The sequence below is a fragment of the Stenotrophomonas sp. 14P6.2.3 genome, assembly GCF_057799055.1.
Genome location: NZ_JBYOLA010000001.1, coordinates 102,792 through 128,374, shown reverse-complemented (window position 1 = coordinate 128,374; position 25,583 = coordinate 102,792). Strand labels below are relative to the sequence as shown.

General features: G+C 67.0%; 23 protein-coding genes. 9 read left to right on the top strand and 14 right to left on the bottom strand.

Going from position 1 to position 25,583, the window contains the following annotated elements:
* The first annotated feature begins 179 nt into the window (after window positions 1-179).
* Window positions 180-1,667, top strand: a complete 1,488-nt coding sequence (proP, locus tag AC27VL_RS00535; protein WP_100552646.1) for a glycine betaine/L-proline transporter ProP — start codon at window positions 180-182, stop codon at window positions 1,665-1,667.
* A 47-nt stretch (window positions 1,668-1,714) separates the two neighbouring features.
* Here the strand turns inward: proP and AC27VL_RS00530 are convergent, their stop codons facing one another.
* From AC27VL_RS00530 to AC27VL_RS00490, 9 genes are all read right to left on the bottom strand, one after another.
* Window positions 1,715-2,314 (bottom strand): hypothetical protein, encoded by a 600-nt coding sequence (locus AC27VL_RS00530; RefSeq protein ID WP_100552647.1) that lies wholly within the window; start codon window positions 2,312-2,314, stop codon window positions 1,715-1,717.
* A 38-nt stretch (window positions 2,315-2,352) separates the two neighbouring features.
* Window positions 2,353-2,985 carry a hypothetical protein gene (locus AC27VL_RS00525; RefSeq protein WP_488765252.1) on the bottom strand — a complete coding sequence of 211 codons (633 nt, stop codon included), beginning with the start codon at window positions 2,983-2,985 and terminating at the stop codon, window positions 2,353-2,355.
* A gap of 35 nt (window positions 2,986-3,020) precedes the next feature.
* The gene (locus tag AC27VL_RS00520; RefSeq protein WP_191077970.1) at window positions 3,021-3,674 is read right to left on the bottom strand and encodes an ATPase; all 654 of its coding nucleotides are present in this window, start codon (window positions 3,672-3,674) and stop codon (window positions 3,021-3,023) included.
* A gap of 3 nt (window positions 3,675-3,677) precedes the next feature.
* Complete coding sequence (locus AC27VL_RS00515; RefSeq protein WP_488765251.1) at window positions 3,678-4,019, bottom strand: type II toxin-antitoxin system prevent-host-death family antitoxin; 342 nt, start codon at window positions 4,017-4,019, stop codon at window positions 3,678-3,680.
* Between the two features lie 96 nt (window positions 4,020-4,115).
* A complete protein-coding gene (locus AC27VL_RS00510; RefSeq protein WP_488765250.1) occupies window positions 4,116-5,576 on the bottom strand; it encodes a surface lipoprotein assembly modifier in 1,461 nt (486 codons plus the stop codon).
* Between the two features lie 90 nt (window positions 5,577-5,666).
* Window positions 5,667-6,431: a Slam-dependent surface lipoprotein gene (locus AC27VL_RS00505; RefSeq protein WP_488765249.1), complete on the bottom strand. Its 765-nt coding sequence runs from the start codon at window positions 6,429-6,431 to the stop codon at window positions 5,667-5,669.
* 55 nt (window positions 6,432-6,486) lie between these two features.
* Entirely contained in the window at window positions 6,487-9,597 is a 3,111-nt protein-coding gene (locus AC27VL_RS00500; protein WP_488765248.1) for a TonB-dependent receptor, read from the bottom strand.
* A gap of 273 nt (window positions 9,598-9,870) precedes the next feature.
* Window positions 9,871-10,824, bottom strand: a complete 954-nt coding sequence (locus tag AC27VL_RS00495; RefSeq protein ID WP_191077967.1) for a FecR family protein — start codon at window positions 10,822-10,824, stop codon at window positions 9,871-9,873.
* An 82-nt stretch (window positions 10,825-10,906) separates the two neighbouring features.
* A complete protein-coding gene (locus AC27VL_RS00490) occupies window positions 10,907-11,410 on the bottom strand; it encodes an RNA polymerase sigma factor (RefSeq protein WP_100552654.1) in 504 nt (167 codons plus the stop codon).
* Between the two features lie 177 nt (window positions 11,411-11,587).
* Here AC27VL_RS00490 and AC27VL_RS00485 point away from each other — a divergent pair, with 177 nt between their 5' ends.
* From AC27VL_RS00485 to AC27VL_RS00470, 4 genes are read left to right on the top strand one after another with little or no spacing between them, the layout of a single operon-like run.
* Entirely contained in the window at window positions 11,588-13,531 is a 1,944-nt protein-coding gene (locus tag AC27VL_RS00485) for a TonB-dependent receptor domain-containing protein (protein ID WP_488765247.1), read from the top strand.
* A gap of 2 nt (window positions 13,532-13,533) precedes the next feature.
* A complete protein-coding gene (cobN, locus tag AC27VL_RS00480; protein ID WP_488765246.1) occupies window positions 13,534-17,436 on the top strand; it encodes a cobaltochelatase subunit CobN in 3,903 nt (1,300 codons plus the stop codon).
* A complete protein-coding gene (locus AC27VL_RS00475) occupies window positions 17,433-17,909 on the top strand; it encodes a MotA/TolQ/ExbB proton channel family protein (RefSeq protein ID WP_100465559.1) in 477 nt (158 codons plus the stop codon). The genes cobN and AC27VL_RS00475 overlap by 4 nt, the downstream gene beginning before the upstream one ends.
* A complete protein-coding gene (locus AC27VL_RS00470; RefSeq protein WP_089235810.1) occupies window positions 17,909-18,226 on the top strand; it encodes a DUF2149 domain-containing protein in 318 nt (105 codons plus the stop codon). The genes AC27VL_RS00475 and AC27VL_RS00470 overlap by 1 nt, the downstream gene beginning before the upstream one ends.
* Window positions 18,227-18,323: 97 nt before the next feature.
* Here the strand turns inward: AC27VL_RS00470 and AC27VL_RS00465 are convergent, their stop codons facing one another.
* Window positions 18,324-19,250, bottom strand: a complete 927-nt coding sequence (locus AC27VL_RS00465) for a LysR family transcriptional regulator (RefSeq protein ID WP_488765245.1) — start codon at window positions 19,248-19,250, stop codon at window positions 18,324-18,326.
* 150 nt (window positions 19,251-19,400) lie between these two features.
* On the opposite strand from AC27VL_RS00465, the gene AC27VL_RS00460 reads away from it, so the two are divergent.
* The 4 genes from AC27VL_RS00460 to AC27VL_RS00445 all read left to right on the top strand — a co-directional run bounded on the left by AC27VL_RS00460 (window position 19,401) and on the right by AC27VL_RS00445 (window position 22,218).
* Window positions 19,401-20,267 (top strand): pirin family protein, encoded by an 867-nt coding sequence (locus tag AC27VL_RS00460; protein ID WP_488765244.1) that lies wholly within the window; start codon window positions 19,401-19,403, stop codon window positions 20,265-20,267.
* A 69-nt stretch (window positions 20,268-20,336) separates the two neighbouring features.
* Window positions 20,337-21,017 (top strand): hydrolase, encoded by a 681-nt coding sequence (locus AC27VL_RS00455; RefSeq protein ID WP_488765243.1) that lies wholly within the window; start codon window positions 20,337-20,339, stop codon window positions 21,015-21,017.
* An 80-nt stretch (window positions 21,018-21,097) separates the two neighbouring features.
* Window positions 21,098-21,739 (top strand): hydrolase, encoded by a 642-nt coding sequence (locus tag AC27VL_RS00450; protein ID WP_089235814.1) that lies wholly within the window; start codon window positions 21,098-21,100, stop codon window positions 21,737-21,739.
* Between the two features lie 80 nt (window positions 21,740-21,819).
* Window positions 21,820-22,218 (top strand): OsmC family protein, encoded by a 399-nt coding sequence (locus AC27VL_RS00445; RefSeq protein WP_488765242.1) that lies wholly within the window; start codon window positions 21,820-21,822, stop codon window positions 22,216-22,218.
* A 34-nt stretch (window positions 22,219-22,252) separates the two neighbouring features.
* On the opposite strand, the gene AC27VL_RS00440 is transcribed toward AC27VL_RS00445, so the two are convergent.
* The 4 genes from AC27VL_RS00440 to AC27VL_RS00425 all read right to left on the bottom strand — a co-directional run bounded on the left by AC27VL_RS00440 (window position 22,253) and on the right by AC27VL_RS00425 (window position 25,578).
* Window positions 22,253-22,582: a hypothetical protein gene (locus tag AC27VL_RS00440; protein WP_100465565.1), complete on the bottom strand. Its 330-nt coding sequence runs from the start codon at window positions 22,580-22,582 to the stop codon at window positions 22,253-22,255.
* A gap of 98 nt (window positions 22,583-22,680) precedes the next feature.
* Complete coding sequence (locus AC27VL_RS00435) at window positions 22,681-24,420, bottom strand: putative porin (protein WP_488765240.1); 1,740 nt, start codon at window positions 24,418-24,420, stop codon at window positions 22,681-22,683.
* A 42-nt stretch (window positions 24,421-24,462) separates the two neighbouring features.
* Window positions 24,463-25,161: a cell envelope integrity protein TolA gene (tolA, locus tag AC27VL_RS00430; RefSeq protein WP_488765239.1), complete on the bottom strand. Its 699-nt coding sequence runs from the start codon at window positions 25,159-25,161 to the stop codon at window positions 24,463-24,465.
* 3 nt (window positions 25,162-25,164) lie between these two features.
* Complete coding sequence (locus tag AC27VL_RS00425) at window positions 25,165-25,578, bottom strand: ExbD/TolR family protein (RefSeq protein WP_089235818.1); 414 nt, start codon at window positions 25,576-25,578, stop codon at window positions 25,165-25,167.
* Window positions 25,579-25,583: the final 5 nt, after the last annotated feature.

Genomic DNA, 25,583 nt, shown 5'->3' with positions numbered 1-25,583 from the left:
GTTCTGGCAGCGGGCAATGCTTGTCGCGTGCGCGGCGTTTGATCGCACACACCATTCGCCCCGTTCCGGGCCTTCCATTCGATGCCCCTGCGCCTGCTGCGCCAGCATCGCCGTTTCCGACTTTCGGGACATCCGTACCGCCCATTCCACTCCATTTCCATTCTTCCAAGGGAGTCCCCATGCAGGACAACTCCGATGCCCACGCCCATTTCGGCTGGTTCAAACGCCGCCGCCATCTGAAGGTCGACGAGATCACCGTTGTCGACAAACCCATGCTCAAGCGCGCCGTGGGCGCCGCTGCACTGGGCAATGCGATGGAATGGTTCGACTTCGGTGTCTATGGCTATCTCGCCGTCACCATCGGCCAGGTGTTCTTCCCCTCCAGCAACCCCACCGCGCAGGTGATCGCTGCGTTCGCCACGTTCACCGTGGCCTTCCTGGTACGCCCGCTGGGCGGCATGGTCTTCGGGCCCCTGGGCGACCGGTACGGGCGCCAGAAGGTACTGGCCTTCACCATGATCATGATGGCCCTGGGCACCTTCGCCATCGGCCTGATTCCCTCTTACGAACGCATCGGCATCTGGGCGCCGGTGCTGCTGCTGCTCGCGCGCGTGGTGCAGGGCTTTTCCACCGGTGGCGAGTATGGCGGCGCGGCAACCTTCATTGCCGAGTACTCCACCGACCGCAACCGCGGCCTGATGGGCAGCTGGCTGGAGTTCGGCACACTGGGCGGCTACATCGCCGGCGCCGGTACGGTCACCGCCCTGCACATGCTGCTGAGCAGCGAGCAGATGCTGGACTGGGGCTGGCGCATTCCGTTCCTGGTGGCCGGCCCACTCGGCCTGCTGGGCCTGTATATGCGCATGCGGCTGGAGGAAACGCCAGCGTTCCGCGCCTTCGCCGAAGAAGCCGAGAAGCGCGACCATGAGCGCCCCGGCCTGCTCGATCTGTTCCGTGTGCACGGGCGCCAGCTGATCGTCTGCATGGGCCTGGTGCTGGTGTTCAACGTGACCGACTACATGCTGCTGACCTACATGCCCAGCTACCTGAGCGTGACCATGGGGTATGCGGAGAGCAAGGGCCTGCTGCTGATCATCATCGTGATGCTGGTGATGATGCCGTTGAACATCGTCGGTGGCCTTTTCAGCGACAAGCTGGGCCGGCGCCCGATGATCATTGGCGCCTGCATCGCGCTGCTGGTGCTGGCGGTGCCGAGCCTGCTGCTGGTGGGCAGCGGCAACGACTGGCTGATCTTCCTTGGCCTGATGCTGCTGGGCCTGGCGCTGGTGTGCTTCACCAGTTCGATGCCCTCCACGCTGCCGGCACTGTTCTATACGCCGGTGCGCTACAGCGCGCTGTCCATTGCGTTCAACGTGTCGGTGTCGCTGTTCGGTGGCACCACGCCGCTGGTGACCGCCTGGCTGGTGGAGCGCACCGGCGATCCGCTGGTGCCGGCCTACTACCTGATGGGCGCGGCGGTGATCGGCCTGATCACGATGATCTTCGTGAAGGAAACCGCCGGCCTGCCGCTGCGCGGTTCGCCGCCAGCCGTGGGCTGCAACAAGGAGGCGGCGGCGCTGTTGAAGAGCGATGCCCCGGTAACAGTGGATCGCACCCTGCCGCCCTTGCCGGACGTAGCCGAACCGGAACAGGTGACCCCGGCCTGAGTGGCTGAGGCAGCGCCGGGCATTGCCCGGCGCTGCCGGTAACGCGATTACTCGGCGCGGGTCAGCTTGCCCGGCGTCCAGCGCAGGGTCCAGACATAGTCGCCATCCGGTGGGCAGACATGCTTGTAGCCCACGACATCGCAGGTGCTCGCACCGGCAACGACCTTGAACGCGACGATGATGCGGTCACCTTCGATCTTGATGGAATGCACGGCACCCGGAATCTGCTCGCCCGCATCATCGCCATAACCTGACGCGCGGATGGCGGCGAAGTCCTCTGCCTCCACAGGCGACAGGCTCTTGGGGTTTTCCTTGCCCCGAGGATCATCTGCTGCCAGTGCAGTCATCACGGCCACCACATTGCTCTGTGCGAACGAGCCACCGGTATAGGTCGACGTATAGAGATAGATGACCTCCGCACGACCATCACCGTCCAGATCGGCAACGGCCGTCCACACCGGGCGGAAATCACTCTCGATGTCATCGCCAGGGATCAGGCGCAGCGAGGCCTCGGCTGCGTTGAACGCCTGTACCAGGCTCGGTGGCGATGCCTTCGATGCCGCAAACACCGGGGCACAACCGACCAGCGTGCAAAGTGCGAATGCGGAAGGCAGCAGGATGGAACGGGAAAATGCAGGTCCGTGCATGGTGTTCTCCTTGGTGAATGGTGCAGCCGGTAATGCGATTACTCGGCGCGGGTCAGCTTGCCTGGGGTCCAGCGGTACACCCACGCATGCTGCCCTTCCGGCGGGCAGGCCACCTTGCCACGCACGCACAGCTTCGAATTGCGGGTGCTGTTGAAGGTGACACGGATACGATCACCGTCCATCGTGATCGTTTCCATCTCGCCGGGAATGTGCGCACTGGCATCATCGGCGTAGCCGGACGCGCGGATCAACGCGTAGGTTTCGTCGTCATAGGCGGATTTGCCCGGTGATGCGGTCTGGCCCCGCGCATCGCCTTCGGCCAGCGGGGTCATCACCACCAGTTCGTTGAGCTGCATCGCGCTGCCGGTCTGGGTCGCGGTGTAGAGATAAACGATTTCCGGGCGGCCATCGCCATCGAGGTCGGCATTGCCGGCCCACAGCGGACGGTAATCGTACTGGCTGTCGGTGCCGGGGTGCAGACGCAGGGAGGCCTCGGCGGTACGACGCGCCTTGTCGTAGCTCATCGGCTCGTTCTTCGGCTCGCTCTTCGCTTCATCCTTGGCGTCGGCCGGCGTTGCATCCTGGGCAAGCAGCGGTGCCGCCACCGTCAATGCCATGGCCGCCACCAGCGCGCGCAGGCCGATGGCCTGCCAGTGCTTCCGCTCGTACATCCCTGTTCCTCGATCACTGAATCTGCGGAGTCGGATCATCGCACAGGCGGACCGGCAAGCGGCGTGCTGTCGGCATGCAGTTCCATCGCGCGCATGACGATGGGCTTGGCCCAGTCCGGGGTGTGCAGCAGCTCCACCACCGACACCGGATACTGCAGGCCTTGGCGATCCAGCGCCAACACCGGCAAGGGGGCAACACGTCCGTAGCGATCGGCTGGTGCGCTGTTGTCATACACGTGCAGTTCGGCCAGGTGCGGCATCAATGCCAACAGGTTCTCGCGTGCGGAATCGAAGCGAGCGCGGATCTTGTCCTGCGGAATGTCGTGGCCGCCGCCAGCAACGCGGGCGGCCACGCGGGCTACATGCAGTTCGACGGTGGCCAACCCGCAGAACCAGATCGCCACGTCGTGCTGGCTGCAGGCCTCACGCAACAGACGCGGAATGGTGGTGCCCCCCAAGGTGGTTTCAAAGGCAAAATCGCTGCCGTCGGCGATCGCCTGGCGCAGCCGTCGTGCGCCTTCCTGCCACGCTTCAGCGTTGGCTTCGGCCAACGGCCAGCCCGCCTCCACCAGCCGTCGGGTGAAGCTGTCCGGGTTGTACCAGCCCAGGCCGTCGGCCTCCAGCCAAGTACCGAGCAGCGAACTCTTGCCGGCGCCGTTGACGCCGGCCAACGCCAGGATCCGCCCCATGAGTCAGAGCGGACGGCCGAGCGCGACCTTGTGGCCGCGGCGGATCGGCTTGCCCATCACCTTGCCCAGCCCCTCACCCTGCTGCAGCCCGGCCAGCGCCTGGTCGAACTCGGTACGCAGGCGCGAAAGCACGTCGCTGCGCTCTTCGGTATCGCTGCCGCTGGCCCTGGCCAGCAGCTCCTGGTAGGTCTTGATGTCCACGATCACCGCTTCGGGGTGGTTGTGGTTGGTGATGACCAGCGCCTGCTTCTCGCGCACGGTACGCATCAGGCTGGGCCAGCCACGGGTCTTGACCGAGGATGCCGGGGCCTTGTCGAGGCCGGGCAGGTCGAGCGGGAGGATCATGGCACGGCTCCAGCGGAAGGATATGAGGCCACTATACCCAATTTGGCCAAATTGGGGATAAATGGACCCTCCCACCCTCCGGACCCGGCCGACGGCTCAGAACGCCCGTTCCCATTTCAGGCTCAGCAGGCTGCGGTCATGGCTGTACAGCCAGTCCACGTTGCTGTCGATGCGCGCGTAACGCAGGCTCAGGCTGGGCACCAGCCCGGCCACGGCCAGGCGCTCGCTGCGCACGATGGCGATCAGGTTCTGCTCGCAGTCCTGCCGACGCGCTTCCAGCAACGGGCTCCACGCATCGTAGTCACGCTCACGCAGCGACACGAACACGGTAGCCGTGGTGCCGCTCCACTGGCGAGCTGCGCCCAAGCGCAGGCCGCGTTGCCGGTAGCCATTGGCGGGATCAGCGGCGCTGCTGTCACTCAGGTCGACCCCGGCAAATACCGTCCAGCGTGGGTTGAGCGCACGGAACCAGGTGGCATAGATCGCCGCCAGTTCACCGTCGTAGTTGCTGGCCAACCCCGGCTGTCGATAGCGCTGGCGTTTCCAGTCGGCTTCCAGCTTCAGCAGGCTGCGCGCATCGGCGGCGAACTGCCATTCGCCATGCACGCCGGCACCGCCCTGCAGCGCATGGTTGCCCAACCCCTGGTAATCGTAGCTGGGCGCCAGCAGCACGGTATGCCGTGCGCTGCGCCAGCTGTAACCGGCCTGCACGCTGGCATTGAGCTCGTTGTAGTCGCTGTGCCCGCGCCACGCCTGGCCGAACGCCAGCCCGCGCAGGTACAGCCCATGGTGGCCGGCCAACGGCAGGCGCCGTTCCAGGCTGGCGTCGTAGTCCAGGCCGAATGCTGCCTGTGCATCGGGCAACCGGCGTTCGATGAAACAGGTGGTGCCGTCACCGAACAGGCAGGTACGGCTGGCCGAACTGCGGTTGATGTTGTCGCTCCAGGCCGGGCCAGCGGCGATCCCACCCTTCCAGCGCTGGCGCGCCTGCAGGGCCTGCAGGTAGCCGTCCACCCGCGTACGCACGCCCGCTGTTGCCGGATCGTCGCCATCGATACCGGCTGCGATCGCCTCGAACAGGGCGATGGCATCGCGGTCGCGCTGGTCTTCGGCGTAGACACGTGCCAGTTCCAGCCGCGCCGGCAGGAAGTCCGGCTGCGCGGCGAGCACGGCCTCGTATTCGGCGGCGGCCTTGCCGTGCTGTCCAGCCACCCGCGCCAGCGCGCCCTGCGCGTAGTGGCGCAGCAGCGGATCATGGCCGGGCAGTTGGATGTACTCGGCCAGGAAGGCGGCCACGGCCTGCCATTGCTGATGCTGCAGCGAGAGATAGAGCGCCTGGCCGAGGTCGTCGACAGTGCGCTCCACGCGGTACTGCTGGCCGTCGAGGGTGATGGTCGGTCGCTCGTGCTCGGCCTGGCGCAGGCGTTGCTGGTCCTGCTGCTGATGACGCAGCTCGCTGCCCTGTTCGAGCACGCGGCGCAGGTCATCCTGCTGGGCGCGGGCATCATTGAGCGGCCATGCCAGCAGCAGGACGACAAGAAAGAGAAGGTGGCGCATGTTCGATCCGGTTGAAGCACTATCGCGGGCCGAAGCAGGGACTGGCGGATCGCGGCTTGTCCCTGCCCTGCCCCGTCAGGGGCGTGGCGATCAGTTCTTGCTGCCGCCGAAGGCGGTGTCGTACTGGCTGTTGCCGGCGAAGGTGGCGATGCCGGCCAGGGTAGCGGCGTTGGCGCCGAAGAACTGGCCCTGGCTGGTGCCGGCAACCGTACCGTTGGCCGTAGCCGAACCGGCGAACGACGCGTTGGCGCTGTTGATCGATGCAGCCACGGCCACGGTCAGGCCCGAGCCGGCCAGCGCGCCGTTGAGGCGGCCGGTGCCGAAGTCAGCGCGGAAGGTGCCGCTGAGCAGGTTGCTGCCGTTGAACTTGTTGAGGCCTGCGACGGCGTAGGTGGCCACGCCTGCCGGCAGCGTGGTGCCCGCGCGGTCACCGGCGAAGTAGACCTGGCGGTTGTTGAAGCCGCCAGCCGCGCCATCCTTGGACCATTCGCCGAACCAGACATCGCCGCTACCGACCTTGACGAAGTTGAAGTGGCCCATGCCGGCGTGGCTGCCCGGGGTACCGGTGATCGGCATGGCGAGGGTGCGCACGGTGGTGCCGTTGATGACGGTGGGTGCCGAGTAGGCGCTCAAGCCCTGGAAGTCCACACGCGTGCCACCCGAGACGGTGCCGACGCCAATACCGGCCTTGCCTGCCGAGTGCGGGCCACCATTGACCTGCGATTCGCCGACGTTGACGTTCAACTGCGGATCGGTGACGGCGCTGGCCGCACCGACGATATCGGCAGCGTGGGCGGCACCGGCCAGGGCCAGGCTGGCGGCGACGGCAAGCAGGGAACGGGAGATCATTTTCATGGAAAAACTCCTTGGATTGAGGGAACTACAGGTACAACGCTTGCAACGGTGGAACTCAGAAGCGCGCAGTGAGCGCAAGCTTGACGGTGCGACCCGGCGCCGGCAGCGTGGAGCGCGTGGCGGGGTCGACGTAATAGCGGTTGCCGAGATTGCTGCCGACCAGTTCAACGCTGGCGTGGTCGTTGAAGCGCCAGCGCGCATAGGCATCCACGGTGGTGATGTTTCCCCAGGTGAACGGCACGTTCTGCCAGAGCAGGCTACTGCCACCTGCCAGCAGACGATCGCGGTAGACCTGCAGGTCGGGGTTGTCGTGACGCCGGTAGTGCACGATGCGGCTGCCCAGTTCCAGCCGCTCATCGAACAGGCGCGTGCCCAGTGACAGATTCACCGACAGCTTGGGAATCGCCTGGGTCAGCAGGTAGCCGCCCACGAAACCGTCCTGTACACAGTTCGGCACCAGCCCGCGGTTGGCGTCGAGCAGCATCGCGCTGCTCTCGTCGCACACCTCGTTTTCCAGCGTGCGCGCGATACCCAGGTCGCTGAAAAAGCGTCGATTGTCGAAGCGCGCCTGCAGTTCGATGCCACGGATGGTCTGCTTGTCGATGTTGTCGAACAGGAAGTAGGCGTCGCGCTCGATCACATCGCGCGTCTTGTGCACGTAGTAGGCCAACTTGACGTCGGCATCGGCGGTGCCGCCGAACAGCGCGGACAGATTGTGTACATAGCCCAGCTCGTAGTTGTAGGCGTGCTCGGGCTTGAGCGCGTACAGCGGATTGAGGCTGCTGGAGAAGGCAATGGTGCTCTCGAACATGCTCGGGAAGCGCACCGCCTCGCTGTAGCGCAGGTAGATGCGCGCGGCCGGCGACAGGTTCACCGTTGCCGAGAAGGTGGGCAGCCAGGCATGGTCGCGACGGCGGGTATTGCGTCCATCCACCGGCCGCGACTGCACTGTGTTGCGGATGCTGCAGACCTGGTCGCTGCCGGGGAACAGCGGCAGCGCGCCGGGGATGGCGGCCACTTCGCCATTGAGGCACGGATTGGTGGCACGGGAGTAGTTGCCGTCGGCATCGGGCAGCCAGGCGATGGTGTGCTCCACCGGTTGTGGCGTCTGGTAACTCTGCAGCAGGCCACGGATCGCATCGTCGACGAACCAGCCCATGCCGATGCTCTCCCAGAAGGCGCGCTCGGCTTCGAGCGAATCCACCTGCGCCTGCACGCTGGCTGGGCGCTCCGGCAGCTCATTGACCCGGTAGCTTGCCTGCTTGCCGCCCACCCCGCGGGTCAACAGTTCAGGATGCTCGCCGAGGAAGTCATCAAAGGCCCAGTAGCGGCTGTAGCGCACGCCGGCATTGAGGGTGAGGAAATCGACCGGCCGCCACTCCAGCGTGAGGTAGCCCTCGCCTTCCTGGCGACGGCCCGCGCGCGGGTACATGCGCCAGCCATCACTGACGCCGAAGTACGGGTCTCCCGACCCCAGTTTTTCATACTGCCAGTTGCCCCCCACGGTCAGGTCAAGCGTGGAATGCAGGCCGAAGCGGTTGCTCAGGGTCAACCCGGTACGGTCGTTGCGGGCATTGGCCAGTGCGGTGTTGCGCAGGATCGGGCTGCGGCTGGGGTCCCAATCGGGGTTGCCCGAGGCGAAGTTGGGGAAACCACCGGCGGTGTAGGTATCGCTGTTGGTTTCGGTCCGCCACAGGTTGGCGCGCAGGTCGAGCCAACGGCTGCCGGCCGGCTGCCAGCGGTACTCCAGGTTCCAGGCATCCGAATCGACCCGGCTGAGCGGCCACTGGATGCGCCCGTAATCCGGCGCGGACAGGATGCGCGAAGGCATGATCTCGCCGTAGTGCGAAAGCGTGTGCCGCCAGGTGGCCTTGAGCTGCTGGTCATCGCTGATCTGCCAGGTGGCCTTCAGCAGCCACGACTCCTGTTCGCTGGACGTGTTGGGGACTTCATCACCCGGCTTGAAGTAGCGCGCCAGCGTGGTGATGTAATCGATGCCCTGGTATTCGTACTGCTCGCGCGGGTCCTGATCGTAGTAGGCACTGCCCTTGCTACCCGAGAAATAGTTGCCGCGCTTGCGCCACGCGTAGGCCGCCATCACGTCCACCCGCTCACCGCGCCAGCCCAGCGCCAGCCGCCAGGCCTGGTCATCGCCATCGAACGGGTTGTCACCGCTGCGCGATTTCACCGGCACCACCAGGGTGCGGTCAGCATAGGGCGAGTTCGGCGACTGCTGCGGGAAGCCATCCACCGTGCGGTAGTCCTCGCCGGTGTGCAGCCGTGGCAGGCGCGGTGACACCGCATTGCTGCTGCCTTCGATCTTCAGCTCCCCGCCGAAGCGCTCGCCGGCCGGCACGATGTCGTCGACGTCGAGGGTCTTGATGACCATCGCTCCGCCGATACCGCTGTGTACATCGCGCACCAACGCTGGCCCCTTGATGACCTGGATGCCACCAATCAGGTTGGGATCGATGTAGTTGCGGTTGCTGACGCCGTTGTAGCCCCGCCATACGGTCAGCGCCTGCTCGCCACCGTCGATGCTGACCGGCACCCGTCCCGGCCCCTGGATGCCGCGGATGTTGAGGTCCAGCGCGCCGCTGTTGCGGGCGTCGCCGCTGAACACGCCGACCAGGTCCTTGACCACATCGGCCGGGTTGGCGCCGCGATAGCGCTCCACGCGGTCGCGCCCGGAATAGGCCGTGCTCAGGTCGAGCGCGAACACGTCGTCGTATCCCCAACGATCACGTGTTTCGCCGCCGTCGGCCTGCAGGCGCCCGCCCACTTTCAGCGTGTCGGTGACCACCACCCCGCCGTCAGCGGCGGCGGCCTGCAGGGTCCAGGTGCCGCCCAGCTCCTGCTGCGCGCGCAGGCCACTGCCCTGCAGCAACTGGTCCAGTGCTTCGGTGGGGCTGTATCGGCCCTGCACTGCACGCGAGCGCCGCCCTTCCACCAGATCGCTGCGGAAGACCACCTGCACCTGCGACTGGCGGCCGAAGCTGCGCACTGCGTCGGCCAAGGCCTGTTCGGGAATGGCATACGTGCGCACGGAGGCAGTAGCCGCCTGGGCGCGGGCGGTCGGCGCCCAAGCGAAGGGAACCAGTGCCGTGGCGATGGCCAGGGCGAGGACGGTGGCGTGGCGATGACGGGCGGATGCCGGGAACGGCATGAACGGTGACTCCTCAAGGTGGCGGTACCGTGCGCACATCGGGTGCACGCGGCTCGGTTGGCTTGAGAAGAAACGCGGTTTCGCTCTGGCTATACCACTAGAGACAAGGGGGGGGCCGGATCTGCCCACGGTTTTTTTGTTGACCGGCAGATCATCCACGCATGGCGTGGATCTACCCGGGCTCTTGGTAGATCCACGCCATGCGTGGATGAACCCGAATCACGCAGTAGATCCACGCCATGCGTGGATGGGCCCACCCGCCACCCCTCGACATCACCACAACAACAACGCGCCGCCCGGCAGGCGCTGGCTGCGCAGGCCGGCCTGCTGGGCCACGGCGGCAATCGCCGCATCCGGCTGCTGCAGGTGGAACAACCCGCTCACCGCCACCTGCGCGCCCTGCCCGCGCAGAACCCAGACCGGCGCACGCCGATAGCGGGCAAGGCGCTCGATCGCCCGTTGCGCAGGCAGATCATCAATGACGATCTCGCTGCGCCGCCACGGTGCGATGGCCTCCACATCGGTCAGCTGCAGCGGTTGCAGCCAGCGGCCATCACGGAACGCGCGTGCCTGCCCGGCCTGCAGCCGCTGCGCAGCGACATGACCTGGCCTGATCTCCACTTCGCCCTGGCTGACCTCGGTGGTCACCACGGCATCCTGCAACGCAACGCTGAATGCCGTGCCGATGTCACGGATCTCGCCACCGCCGGCCTCCACCCGGAACGGTCGTGCTTCGTGCGCGACCTGGAACCAGGCGCTGCCACGCAGCAACTGCAGGCGGCGCTGGCCGGCGCTGAAATCAAGCGCCAGCGCGCTGCCTGCATCCAATATGGCAGTGCTGCCATCCTGCAGCTGCACCGTGCGCGGCGCGTTGCCGCTGCGCACATCGCTGCGGACCAGCAGCCACGCGTGCGGCGCCACCGTCACCGAAAGCAGCAGCACCGCCGCACTGGCCAGCAGCCAAGTCAGTCGACGACGTGGCTGCAGCGGCCGCAGCGCGGGTTCGGCGGTCAGTTCCGGGAGCGCCGCCAGGACATCCGGGCCGGCGGCATCCAGGCCTTGCCAGAAGGCCTGCTGCTGGCGCCAGGCATCGGCATGCCGGGGATCGGCCTGCAGCCAGCGCTGCAGGGCGCGTTGCTGGCGCTCCGGCAACCGGCCCGCATTGCACCGTATCACCCAGCGCAACGCCTGCCTGGCCTGACGCGGCGAGGGTATGGACGTAGTCATGATTGTGGCCCGCGGCACCACCAACGGGTGCGCCTTACAGTTGAGACAACGGTGAGCGGCATCTGCCCACGGCACATGCAGGTCATGCGCGGCTTCCCCGCTGGTGCTGCTGGATGAGCAGGGCTGCGCGCAGCACGTACTTGCCCACCACGCTCTTGGAAATACCCAGACGCACCGCGATCTCGCGCTCGCTCAGGCCCAGGTAGCGGTTGAGCACGAAGCACTCGCGCACCTGTGGCGGCAGCGCCAGGATGGTCTGGCTGATCTCGCGCAGCTGGGCCTGGTCCAACACCTGCGCCTCGCCATCATTGCTGGCATCGGCCAGGTCGCTGGCGTACTCCGCCATCGCCCGCCGTTCGCGCGCGTCGGCCTGGCTGCGGTTAAGCGCGTGGTGGTAGGCCATGCGGTACAGATACCCGCGCGGTTCCAGGATCGGCGGGTCGCCGGGCACGCTGCTGGCCTTCAGATAAAGGTTCTGCAGGGTGTCTTCGGTACTGGCCGGGTCGAGGTAGCGGGCAATGAAGCGGGACAACGCACGGCGCTCGCGGATCAACAGCTCGATCAGCGCCAGGGCATTGGGAGACATAAGTGCCAAGGCCGGACCGGGGAATGATGGGCGTGATGGCGACGGTCCGGACCGGGAGTGTAGGCGGCAACCGCCGATCCTGCACCCCCGGCCATGACGGCAGGCAGGACCTTCGGCCTATGAAGGCCGCGTGAAAAGGATGTTATGTTATATCGTCACTATTGAAGCCCCCTTCCCATGATCCGATTCCCCGATGCGGGCCGCCTGTCCTGCGCCGTGCTTCTCGCCTTGGTGCCGCCGCTGGCCGTGGCCGCTGCGACACCCTCTCAGCTGGACCCGGTGGTGGTGACGGCCACCGCCACCGACCGCCTGGCCAGCGATGCGCCGGCCTCGATCAGCGTGATCACCCGCGAGCAGATCCAGCTGCGGCCGGTGCTGGACCTGGCCGATGCCCTGCGTGGCAGCCCGGGCGTGACCGTGGCCGGGGTCGGCTTCGGCCGACGCGGCATCCGCATCCGCGGCATGGACCCGGGCTACACCCTGGTGCTGCTGGATGGCCAGCGCGTGAGCGCCTCGGCCGACGCGATCGCCCATTCCGATTTCGACCTGGGCTGGCTGCCGGCCGCGGCGATCGAACGCATCGAAGTGGTGCGCGGGCCGATGTCATCGCTGTACGGTTCGGAGGCGCTGGGCGGCGTGGTCAATGTCATCAGCCGTCGCGCCACCGATGACTGGCAGGGCAACCTGATCTACAACGGCGGCGTGGTGGCTGGCGATCGCGGCGGCAACAGCACCCAGGCTGGCCTCTACGCAGGCGGCGCACTGTTGCCCGGCGTGCTGGGCCTGAGTGTGTTCGCCGAGCACCGGCAGAAGGACGCCACACGCGACCCCACCGACGAGCGCTTGGACGAGCAGGAAGCCCGCCGCGCCAACACCGGCCGCGCGGTGCTCACGTGGACCCCGGACGCGCGCCAGCGCATCGATCTGTCGCACCTGCAGGGCAGCGAACAACGCCGCCGCCATGCGCTGCAGGCCGGCACCGCACCGTACGTGTATGAAACCGTGGATGACATCCAGCGTCGGCAGACGACACTGTCGCACCAGGGCGACTGGGCCTGGGGCCAGACCCGGGTCAGCGCCTATCGTGCACAGCTGGACCGGGACAACCGCCGCGATCGCGGTGAGGCGACCCGCCCGCAGCAGCTGACCGACCAGATTGTCGATGCACGTGCAACCGTCTCCCTCGGCACACACCACCGCGTCAGCGTGGGTGGCGAATGGCGGCGCCAGGAACTGGACGACGCCTCGGGCGCGCGCAGTGGCCATCTGCAGGCCGACCAGACCGCTGTGTTCGTACAGGACGAGATCCAGCTCAACGACAGCCTGTCGCTGGTCGTTGGCAACCGCAGCGATCGCCATCCGGAATTCGGCTGGCACCACAGCCCGCGCGCATACGCGGTGTGGCATGCCAATGAAGCATTCACGATCAAGGGAGGTATCGGCAGCGGATTCAAGGCGCCCAGCCTGAAACAGCTGTCGCCCGAGTACTCGGCGGTGGGCGGTGGTGGGCGCTTCACCATTGTCGGCAATCCACAGCTGAAGCCGGAACAGAACAGCAGCGCCGAACTGTCGGCGGCGTGGCAGCGTGACCGCTGGTCGCTGCAGGCCACCGCGTTCCAGAACGACCTCAAGGATCTGATCCAGACCACCTGCGTGCGCGCCTGCGGCGTGCGTGGCCGCGAGCTGCGCAACTACACCAACGTGGCGCGTGCGCGGATCCGTGGCGTCGAGCTGGCAGCTACGGCGCCGATCAGCGAGCACCTGACCGCCGAAGCGAACTGGAGCTGGCTGGACCCGCGCGACCGCCAGACTGACCGATGGCTGCTGGAGCGGCCCCGCCGCAGCGGCGCCACCGCCCTGAACTGGCAGCGCGGCCCGTTGCAGGCGGCCGTGCGTGGCGAATACATCGGCCCACAGCAGCAGGCTGCCGGAACTGCGCAGACCACCCTGCCCGGCTACTGGCTGTGGTCGCTGGATGCGCGCTGGCGCATCACCGACACGGTAAGCGTGCTGGCGGGCGTGGACAACCTGGCCAACAAGCGGCTGGATGAGACCGGCGCGCTGTATCCGTACCCGGAAACCGGTCGCTACGTGCACGCTGGCATCGAGCTGGGCTTCTGAGCATGCGCGGATGGCGACGGTGGCTGGCGCTGGTGCTGTGCGTGGCCGCGCCAATGGCCCACGCTGCGGCAGCAGCGCCTGCACTGCGGGTGGAGGTGGTCAGCAGCAGCTTCGTACTGCCGGGCAGGATCGCCCGGCTTGATGCACTCGGCAGCCCGCAGGGCGTGCGCTTCCAGCACCGCGTGGTCGACGCCGCAACATCGCTGCCGGCGGACTGGCCACGCGGTATCGATCTGGTGCTGCTGGATACGCCGCGCCCCAATGACGTCGAGCAGGTCACCTCGGCAGTGGACGCAGCACTGCGCGACGCCCCGGTGCCCTGGTTGCGCGTGGGCGGTGGTGCGCCGGTTTCCCATGGCCTGCCCGCCGACGTCGCCCGTCAGATTGCCGGCTATTACGGCAACGGTGGCGAAGCCAACAGCCAGCATCTGACGCAGTACCTGCGTGGCTGGCACGACGCTGCGGAGGCGATCGCGGTGCCGCCGCCACAGGTGATGCCGGCCACCGGCTACAGCACCCGCGGCGGACAGTGGCTGGATGACGCGGCAGCGCTGCAGGCGCAGTGGCGGCAGGAGGGACAAGCCGCGTGGCCGAAGGTGGCGGTGCTGATCTCGAGCAGCATGGTCGGCACCATGCAGACCGAAGTACTGGACGCGTTGATCGAGGCCGGCCGTGCACGCAAGGTGGCGCTGTTCGGGGTGTGGTTCGATGCGGCCGCCGACGATGCCCTGCAGCACGCGCTGCGCGGGATCGCGGTGGATGCCGTGGTCAACCTGACCCATCTGCAGAACGGTACTGCACGCGCCGCCGAGTTCGCGGCGCTGGATGTACCTGTGCTGCAGGCCCTGAACTACCGCCAGGGCGATGCCGATGCCTGGCGCGATGCCGCCAGCGGCGTACCGATGTCGATGCTGGCCACGTTCGTGGCGGTGCCGGAGGCATGGGGAGCGAGCGATCCGATGGTGGTCTCGGCCAACACGCACGGCGAACTGCTGCCGATTGCCGAGCAGGTGGATGCGCTGGCCGCAAAGCTGCAGCGGTTGGCCGCGCTGCGGCATACCGCGGCCGCCGACAAACGGCTGGCGCTGCTGTTCTGGAACGCGCCCGATGGCGAGAAGAACCTGTCGGCTTCACACCTGAACGTACCGCGCAGCATCGAAGCGCTGCTGCCACGCCTTGCACAGTCGGGCTATACGGTGGACGCGGCCGACGAAAGAACCCTGATTGACCGGCTGCAGGCGCTGCTCAGCGGTTACTACCATCCCGAGCGCCTGGACGCGCTGTTGGCACAGGGCCTGGCCGACACCCTGCCGGTGGCCGACTACACACGTTGGCTGGCTACCCTGCCCGCCAACCGCCGCGACGAACTGCGCCGCCAATGGGGCGACCCGGCCGATCATCCAGCAGTGCGCCGCATACAGGGGAAGGCGGTGTTCGTGCTGCCACGCCTGCGCATGGGCAATCTGCTGCTGATGCCGCAGCCACCACGTGCAGGCGAGGTCGGCCAGGCCACCCACGATATGGCCTCGGTGCCCAGCCACTACTACCTGGCGGCCTACCTTTACCTGCGTACGCAGTGGAAGGCCGATGCGCTGATCCACTTCGGTACCCATGGAACGCAGGAATGGACGCCGGGCAAGGACCGTGGCCTGTGGGCCGGCGACTATCCCTGGCTGGCGGTGGGCGACCTGCCGGTCTTCTACCCGTACATCCAGGACAACGTGGGTGAGGCCATCCAGGCCAAGCGCCGTGGCCGCGCGGTGGTGGTCAGCCACCAGACACCGGCCTTCGCCCCATCCGGCCTGTACGACGAACTGCGTGACCTGCACGCCGTGGTGCACGAACTTCAGCAGCTGGATGAAGGCCCGGTACGCGACGCCACCGCCGCGCGCCTGCGCACACTGGCCACCGACAGCGGCATCGCTGCCGACCTTGGCTGGAGCGCACTGGACATGCAGGCCCGCTTCGCCAGCTTCCTGCCGCTGCTGCACGACCACCTGCATGAGCTGGCCCGGCGCAACCTGCCCCTGGGCCTGCACACCTTTGGCCAACCGGCGTCGGCCGATCACCGGCTGCTGACGGTGATGCAGCAGCTGGGCCCGGCCTATCTGCAGGCACTTGGCGAGGACGCGGTGGAGGCCAGCGCCGTGGACTACCGGCAGATCCAGCAGGGCATCGCCTATCGCACGCTGGCGCGCCACCTGCGCGACGGCGTGCCGATCGGCAGCGTTGCCGACACGGAACTGCGCCGCGAACTGCAGCGCGCCGCGCAGCTGGACGCATCGTTGGCCGATCCGCAGGAAACAGAGGGATTGCTGCACGGCCTGGCCGGTGGCTTCGTGCTGCCCGGTGCCGGCGGCGACCCGATCCGCACGCCGGAGCTGCGCAGTGGCCGCAACCTGTTCGCCTTCGAACCGGACCGTATTCCCACCCGCGCTGCCTTCGACACCGGCGAGACAGCGCTGCAGCAACTACTGCAGGCCTATGCCGATGAACATGGCGGACAGCTGCCGCAGAAGCTCGCCATCAGCCTGTGGTCCAGCGAGGCCATCCGCCATCTTGGCGTGCTGGAAGCGCAGGTGCTGCATGCCCTAGGCCTGCGCCCGCGCTGGGACAGCGGCGGCAAGGTGGTGGCGCTGGACATCGTGGCGGACGCCGACATGAAACGGCCACGCATCGATGTCGTGATACAGGCCACCAGCGTCTACCGCGACCAGTTCGATCCCTTCCTGCGCATGCTGGCTGCGGCGATCGAACAGCTTGCGGCGATGCCGGCCACCGCCAGCAACCCCATCGCGCGACACGCACAGGACATGCAACACCGCCTGCAGCAGCGCGGTGTGCCCGCTGAACGAGCCGCCGCCCTGTCGCGCCTGCGCATCTTCAGCAATGCGCCCGGCACGTATGGCAGTGGCCTGAATCATGCCGTATTGGAGCGCGGCACCGTTGCTGGAAAGGACGATGCAGCACTGGCTGCCGGCTTCCTCGATCGCCTGCAGCATGGCTATGGCAGTGATGGCCAGGCCACCACCCTGCCCGGCAGCAACCTGTTCGCCGAACAGCTGCGCGGGGTGCAGGCGGCGGTGCTGTCACGATCGTCCAATACCCACGGCCTGCTCAGTACCGACCATCCGTTCGAATACCTCGGTGGTCTGGCCTTGGCAGTGCGTCACCTCGACGGTGCCAGTCCGTCCCTTTACATCTCGGACCTGCGCGAACCGACGCCGCGCACGCGCAGTGCCGCGCGCTTCCTTGCCGATGAGCTGCGTGCGCAGACACTCAACCCACAGTGGATCAGCGCCATGCAGGGCGAAGGCTATGCCGGCACGCTGGAAGTGCTGAAGAACGTTGACAATCTTTTCGGCTGGCAGGTAACGGCGCCGGATACGGTGCGCGCCGAGCAGTGGCAGGCCGTGCATGACACCTTCGTCCGCGACAGTCGCCAGCTGGGAATGGCGCGCTGGTTCGAGAGCCACAATGCCGATGCGCAGGTGCAGATGATCGAGCGCCTGCAGGAAGCCATCGCGCGGGGCTACTGGCAGGCCGACGATCGTACCCGCAGCGAGCTTCAGGCGCGGTTGAATCAGCTGCAGACATCTGCTGCGGCCGCGTCGCCAGCAAGCTCCAGTGGCTACGGACTCGCACGTGGCCCGGCACCTGCTGCAGCGGTCACTGCGGCGGCGGCCACCATCGAGACCTTGCCTGCCGATGCTGCGCCGACGCCAGCGGCCAGTGTGCGTGGACGGGTGATGCAGCAGGTGCCGCCGCCCTCACCGCACACCCCATCGCTGTGGCTTGCCCTGGTCGCGCTGCTTGGCCTGCTCGGCGCAGGCGCGGCCCTGCAGGCCTGGCGCAATGCGCGACGGGCGCCCTCCCCCTCCCCTTCCAACACGGCCAACGCATGAATGCCCTTGAATCCACCCTCTACGATCTGTCCCATCTGTTCCTGGCACCGGTACTGCTGCTGATCCTGCTGGCACTGGCCTATGCCTTCCTCAGCTTCGGTGCGTTCCTGTGGGAAGCGCTGCAGCGGCGGCGCGGCCATTACCGCCCCGAACTGCTGGCCTGGCAGGCCCGCCACGGCGGCAGCAGTGAAGATCTTGAGCTGCGCATCCTGAAACGGCTGGAGGGTCTGCGCATCGTGTCGCGGACCGCGCCGATGCTGGGCCTGGTCGCAACCATGATCCCGATGGGCCCGGCGCTGCTGGCGCTGACCCGCAGCGATGCACAGGGCGTGGGCGAGAACATGGTGGTCGCCTTCTCGTCGGTCATCCTGGCCCTGGTCGCGGCCAGCCTGACGTTCCTGGTGCTGACCGTGCGCCGCCGCTGGCTGCTGCAGGAACTGCGCCAGTTCGAGCGCCTGCAGGAGGTGCGCTGATGCGCTTCCTCGATGACGACGACGCCGATGATCCGATCCTGTCGGTGGTCAACCTGATCGACCTGTTCCTGGTCGTGGCCGGCATCCTGATGATCGTGATCGTGCGCAACCCGCTCAATCCGTTCGCCAGCCAGAACGTGACCGTGATCGAGAATCCCGGCCAGGCCGACATGCGCATCACGGTCAAGCAGGGCGAGGAGCTGACCCGTTACGAATCCACGGGCGAGATCGGCGAAGGCGGTGGCGTGAAAGCGGGCGTCACCTACCGGTTGCCCGATGGCCGCATGGTGTACGTGCCGGAGGGTGCCGCGCCGTAGGCCAGTAGATCCACGCCATGCGTGGATGAAGAACTGCTCCAACCGAGCAAGGCCGGCCCATGGATGGTCACGCGCCCCATCCACGCAGGGCGTGCATCTACGGTTCCTGCAGCGCATCGAAGCGCTCGGCCAGGTAGTCGATCAACGCGCGCACCGCCGGCAGCAGGCCGCGCCGCGAGGGGAACACGGCATGCACGATGCCGTGCCTGGGCTGCCACTGCGGCAGGATCGGCACCAGCGCGCCGCTGGCCAGTTCGTCGGTGATCATCATCCGCGGCAGCATCAGCACGCCGACACCGGCCACCGCCGCACTGCGCAGGGCGATCATGTCATCACTGACCAGTCGCGGACGGTGGTGCACGCTGGCCGTCACCTCCTCTGGCCCGGCGTACTCCCAGGCATGCAGCTGGGCGGGAGACGCCAGGTCCACGGTGGGCATCATCGCCAGATCGGCAGGCACTTTCGGCGTACCCATCTGCTTGAGCAGGGCCGGGCTGGCAGCGGTACACCAGATGCGACGGGCCAGCACGCGCACCACCAGGTCGCTGTCCTCCAGCGGTGGCGGGCGCACGCGGATGGCCACGTCCACGCCCTCGCCCACCACGTCCACGCGCCGGTTGGTGGCATCCAGCTGCAGGGTCACCTGTGGATGCAGGGCCAGGAAGTCGGCCAGCATGCCGCCAATGCGCGCGTGCAGCAGTGCGATCGGACAAGCCAGCCGCAGGGTGCCCCGCGGCTCGGCGCGTGACAGCGCGATGGCCTCCTCGGCCGCCTCGGCTTCCACCAGCATCGCCTTGCAATGCCGGTAGTAGTCCTGGCCGATCTCGGTGACCGAAAAGCGGCGGGTGGAACGTTGAATCAGGCGCACACCCAGCCGTTCCTCCAGCAGGGCGATGCGGCGGCTGAGCTTGGACTTGGGCATGGCCAGTGCGCGCCCTGCCTGCGAGAAGCCGCCGTGCTCGACCACCATGGCGAAATAGAACAGGTCGTTGAGGTCGCAGCGGCGGATGTCGGCGATGAACACGGGACGATCTCCTGCGGCCCTTGCCGGGCCTTCATCGTTCACGGAATAGGACTATGACGGCAAATTCTGCCGACTACCGGGCCCATTGTCACGGCGATATCGTCTCCGCAACGAAAAACAGCGACCGGTTGCCCCGGTCAGGAGATCGCCATGAAGCGTGTCACCGGTACCTACAGCGCCCCCCGCCCGCACTGGGTGGGCGACGGCTTCCCCGCCCGTTCGATGTTCTCCTACAACACCCATGGCCAGCACCTGAGCCCGTTCCTGCTGCTGGACTACGCCGGGCCGTACAGCTTCCCGCCCAGCGAAACCCCGCGCGGGGTCGGCCAGCATCCGCACCGCGGCTTCGAGACCGTCACCATCGTCTACGAAGGCGAAGTCGCCCATCGCGACTCGACCGGCGCCGGCGGCACCATCGGCCCGGGTGACGTGCAGTGGATGACCGCTGCCTCCGGCATCCTCCATGAGGAATTCCACACGCCGGAATTCAGCAAGCGCGGCGGCACACTGGACATGGTGCAGCTGTGGGTGAACCTGCCGGCCAAGGACAAGATGGGTGCACCGGGTTACCAGACCCTGCTCGATGCGCAGATTCCTTCGGTGGCCTTGCCTGACGGTGCCGGCCGCGTACGCGTCATCGCCGGGGCATTCGATGGCCATGCTGGACCGGCACGTACCCATACCCCCATGGACGTGTGGGACATCCGCCTGCTGCAGGGCCAGCACGCCGAGCTGCCGGTGGCCGATGGCCGCACCCTGGCGCTGGTGGTGTTGAAGGGAACGGTGCGGATCAACGGCGGCCAGGCAGTCGGCGAAGCACAGCTGGTGACCTTCGACCGCAGCGGCGAAGACGTGTTCGTCGATGCCGACAGCGACGCCACGGTGCTGCTGCTCAGCGGCGAACCGATCGATGAGCCGGTGGTGGGCTATGGGCCGTTCGTGATGAACACCCAGGCCGAGATCCGCCAGGCCGTCAACGACTTCAACGGCGGCCGCTTCGGCCAGATCGCGCACTGATCCACTGCATTGCGGCGGGCAACCGCCCGCCGCCTTCCGGGCCTTCGCCCCCTCCCCAGGAGATTGACCATGAGTACCCCCGCCAACTTCAACGGCGCCCGCCCGGTGATCGACCCGGACAACGCCGCGATGCTGCTGATCGACCACCAGAGTGGCCTGTTCCAGACCATCGGTGACATGCCGTTCACCTCCGTGCGCGCGCACGCCACCGCCCTGGCGAAGATGGCCACGCTGGCGAAGATGCCGGTGATCACCACCGCGTCGGTACCGCAGGGACCGAACGGTCCGCTGATCCCGGAGATCCATGACGCCGCACCGCATGCGCAGTACGTGGCACGCCGTGGCGAGATCAATGCGTGGGACAACCCCGAGTTCGTCGCCGCGGTGAAGGCCACCGGCCGCAAACAGCTGATCATCGCCGGCACCATCACCAGCGTATGCATGGCCTTCCCCTCGATTGCCGCCGTCGCCGACGGCTACCAGGTGTTCGCGGTGGTCGATGCTTCCGGCACCTATTCGAAGATGGCCGAGGAAATCACGCTGGCGCGCGTGGTGCAGGCCGGCGTGGTGCCGATGGATACCGCTGCGGTTGCCTCGGAAATCCAGCGCACCTGGAACCGCGAGGACGCCCAGCAGTGGGCGGCGATCTACACGCAGATCTTCCCCAACTACCAGCTACTGATCGAGAGCTACCAGAAGGCGCAGGACGTGCAGAAGAACCACGAGCCGCTGGATTCGCAGCGTAGCTGAGCCCACTGCATCCACGGCAATTCCCGCCTGCCGGCACACCGCCGGCTCCACCGCAAGCCAACCCCGACCAGGACACCCTCATGGCCAGTGAACCGATCCGTGACCCCGTCAGCGACCACCTGCTGACGCCGCAGAATTCCGCCTTCATCATCATCGACTACCAGCCGGTACAGGTGAACTCCATCGCCTCGATGGACCGCCAGCTGCTGGTCAACAACATTGTCGGCACCGCCAAGGCGGCAGTCGCCTACGGCCTGCCGATCGTGCATTCGACCGTGAACGTGCAGACCGGCCTGAACAAGCCACCGATCCCGCAGCTGCGCAAGGTGCTGGGCGACCACCCGACCTACGACCGCACCACCATCAATTCCTGGGAAGACGTCGAGTTCCGCAAGGCGGTGGCAGCGACCGGCCGCAGGAAACTGATCATGACCGCGCTGTGGACAGAAGCCTGCCTCACCTTCCCCGCCCTGGATGCGCTGAAGGAAGGCTATGAAGTCTACGTGGTGGTGGATGCGGTGGGCGGCACCTCGCTGGCCGCGCATGACGCCGCGCTGCGCCGCATCGAACAGGCCGGTGGCCAGTTGATCAGCGTGACGCAGCTGTTCTGCGAACTGCAGCGCGACTGGGTACGGGCGGAGACGGTGCCGGCCTTCATGAATCTTTTCATCGAAACCGGTGGTACGGCCGGCATCCAGTTCTCGTACGATCGTACGGAATGATTCCGTGGCGGCTCCGGCTCCGGCTGGCGCCGCCTTTTCCTGCAGCCGGGCATGGCCCGGCGCTACAACCGGGGATTCCCATGGCCTACGCACGCATTGTTTCGACCGCCGACAACTACCTGCACCACATCAGCAACGGCCATTTCGATGTCGCGGCCGATGAGCCCGCCTCGCTCGGTGGCCAGGGAAAGGGCTTTGCGCCGTTCGACCTGTACCTGGCCTCGCTGGCCGCGTGTACCGCCATCACCCTGCGCATGTACGCCCAGCGCAAGGGCTGGGAGCTGGGCGAGTTCCACGCCGAGCTGCGTTCCGAACGCGATGTGGATGGGCGTTTCCACGTGCACCGCGTGCTGCATGCCACCGCCGAGCTGAATGATGCGCAGTGGCAGCGCCTGCTGGAGGTGGTGGAAAAGACCCCGGTGACGCTGGTGATGCGCGAGGGTGCACGGATCACCAGCGAGCGCGGGGCGGCAGCATAAGTGCATCCACGCATGGCGTGGATCTACTGACCCTTCAACGCCGGGAGTGCAGCACGGTGCGCTGGCGCATGGCGTTGAACTCCTGTTCGACCTGCTGGATGTCCTCGGCCTGGAAGCCGGCGGCATCCAGCAGTTGATCGGCGGCAGCGGCAGCCAGCGGATCATCCTCACGCTGGCGCCAGCAGCGTGCCGGCAGGAAATAGCCGACCTCGCTTCGCCCGCGCATGATGACGACCGGGCGCCCTGCATACAGCAGGAATTCGGCCAGGTGCTGGCGCAACCCCTCCACCGAGACATAGGCCGGCCCGATGCCCAGTGTGTGTGCGGCGGGCTCGGAACTCTCGAACAGCTTGCGACGGCTCATCCACTCCTCCTTTGTGCAACGCGTGGTCTTCCTTCCTTAGACGGGCGCGTCGCCGCGCCCCCGCCACACATGTCCGTGACTGCGATCACGCTGTCCGATCAGAAACCGGTATTGAACTCCAGCTGGAACACGTCGATCGACAACGGTGGACCCGACACTTCCTTGGCCGCCATCCACTTGCCGCTGATCCAGCTGCGCGCATCCAGCGCATAGGCGCCGCCGACGTAGTAGCCGCGCGCATTGGTACCGCCGAGGTGGAAGTTCGGATCGTTGTAAGCATCAGGCAGCGCATCGGCCTCGATCCGCTTGTAGCCCAGCAGGGCCTGCCACTGGCCCTTCTCCTTCAGCTCGGTGGCGCCGAAAGTCGCCTGCAGCATCCAGGCGGTGTCGCCGCTGCGGAAGGTGTCGATGCTGGCACTGCCACCGGCGCCGTAGTTGTTGACGATGCCGTTGTTGGCCCGGGCGAACATGGCCTGCTTGTCATAGGCCAGGTTGCGGATGTAGTCCGCGTCCAGGCGCATGCCGATGTCCTGCGCAAGCTGTGTATCCCAGCGCAGGTTGAAGGTCGCCAGGCGGAATGCCGAGGCCAGGCCCACGTACTGCGGTGTGGGCGTGTTGGCCGGATCCAGCGGATTGCGGGCGATGTCGCGGATGAGCATCAGGGTGTTGCCCTTCTGCATGAACGCCGGCCGCGACCAGTCGGTATCGCACCCGACCGCGCCTGCATACAGCGCGCACGGCGACGACAGGCGGCCGCTGATGTTCTTGAAATCGTAGTAGCCCAGCGCTCCACGCAGGCTGTTGTCATCGTTGAAGCGCCAGTTCACCCCCACCTGTGCACCGGACAGCCACTTGTTCTCGTTGGGCGTCTTCACCCGGCTCTGGCTGGGAGCGCTGTCGGAGGTGTACTCCAACGGCACCACCGCCAGTTTGCCGAACAGGCCGACGTCGTCAGCGATGTCGTACCTGAGATTGGCCGCCAGGCCATCGAAGTTCAGGTCGTTGGAGAACAGCGTGTCGCTGGTCCAGAACGGATTGCCGAAGCGTCCGCCGCGCACCGTCACCCAGTCGGCCGGGCTGTAGGCCAGCCATGCCTGGTCCAGCCACACATCCTTCTTGCCCAGGCCGCCGCCAAGCTGTTCGGTGGTGGACACCGGCCCGTTGCTGCTGCCGCTGGCCAGGCGCACGCCTGCGGTGGTGTGATCGCCGATCATCGCTTCGATGCCCAGCCGTGCACGGATGCGCCACAGGTTGCGGCGGTCCTGGCGGGTGTTGAGCAGCGGCGGCAGCTGCAGGTTGGTGTTGTTGTTGGTATCGAAACCGCTGCCCGCATTCACCGAGGCCCAGTTGGTTTCGATGTCGCTGTTGCGTTCGGAGTAGAAGCGCGACTCACTGCGCACGCGCATGTCACCGGTCACCTTGATGCGCTTGGTCCACTCGGCCACTTCGTTCGGCGCGGCCCAGCCCTCGGCTTTGGCCTGCGCCATCACGTCCTGGCGTACTTCATCGCGGATGCCATCACGCACGCTCTGCGGCACGTACGGCACACGCACGTCGCCTGCTTCCAGCGCCACGCCGCCGCTGCTGGCTGCGCTGCCCGCAGTGCCGCCTTGCGCGGCCGCCGCCTCGGCCTCGGCCTGGACCAGCAGGGCCTGGCCGTCTTCGGGCTTGAGCGCGCCACTGGCGATCAGCCCCTTGATCAGCTTGACCATGGTGGTTTCGGCAGCCATTGCGCTGGCCGGCACGGCCAGGCTTAGCAATACGGCGCAGCACAGCAGCGCCCGTCGGGCCGGCCGCGGGCGGCGGGATGCGGTTCGAGCGCGGTCGTGGTCGTTCATCACGGTTCTCATCGAAAGAAGGGAAATCACGGAGGTCATCGGTCAAGCGCCGGGGCGGCGCCCCTGGATCAGCACGCGCGCGGGGAAATCCAGCGACGCCGGTGGCATCTGGTCGACTTTGCCGATCTGCCGCAGCGCATCGAGCACGGCCACGTCGGCCTCCTCGTTGCCGCTGCCACGCACCAGCTCGACCTTCTCCAGCCGGCCATCCGGCGCCAGCCACACATTCACCTGCAGCTGGAAGGCCAGGCGCTTGACCCGCGCATCGCGCGAGATCGCCTGTTGCATCAGATAGCCCAGGTAGCGGCCGTAGCTGGCATTGCCGGCACCGCCACGGCCGACACCGGACGAGCCACCGCCGCTGCCCGACTGGATGCCGAAGCTGTCTCCGCCGGCCTGCGCATCGGCGTCCATGGTTACCGGGTCGGCGTTGTCCGGCGTCGGCGTCGGCTCTTCGGCCGGCGTTGGCTGGTCCAGCGGCTCCGGCTCAGGCACGGTCTCTTCCGGCGGCGTCTCCGGCTCGGGCGGTTTTTCCGGCGGTGGTGGCGGCGGCGGCGGTGGTGGCAACGCCAGCATCGGCGGCTGCACCACCGGCCGGCGGGTGCTGGCGGTGTCCTTGAACAGCAGCCACCACAGGGCAACACCCAGTACCAGCAGCACCGCCAGCACCAGCGCGATCGTCACCAGCAACTGGCGTCCGCGCGTACCAGGCTCCTGCAGGGGTGGTCGATGGCCGGCCATGCCTCAGCCCTGCGCCTTGCCGGTGACCAGACCGACCTGGGCCAGCTCCAGCCGCCGCAGCAGATCCAGCACCTCGACCACGCGCGCGTACTGCACCTGCGCATCACCGCGCACGATCACCGGGAAATCCGGCGACGTCGCGCGTTCGGTACGCAGGCGGTCCTCCAGCTCGGCCATCGTCACCGGGTAGGCATCCAGGAATACCTGGCCGCTGGGGTCGATGGTGATCGCCTTGGTCTTGGGCTTCTCAAGTGCGGTGCTGTTGCTGGCCTTCGGCAGGTTGACCTCGATGCCGGGAATGGAGGCGTTGCTGGTCAGGATGAAGATCACCAGCACCACCAGCAGCACGTCGACGAAGGGCGTCACGTTGATGCCCTTCTCACGTTTCTTGATGCCGAACTTCGCCTTGTAGGCCATGGCCG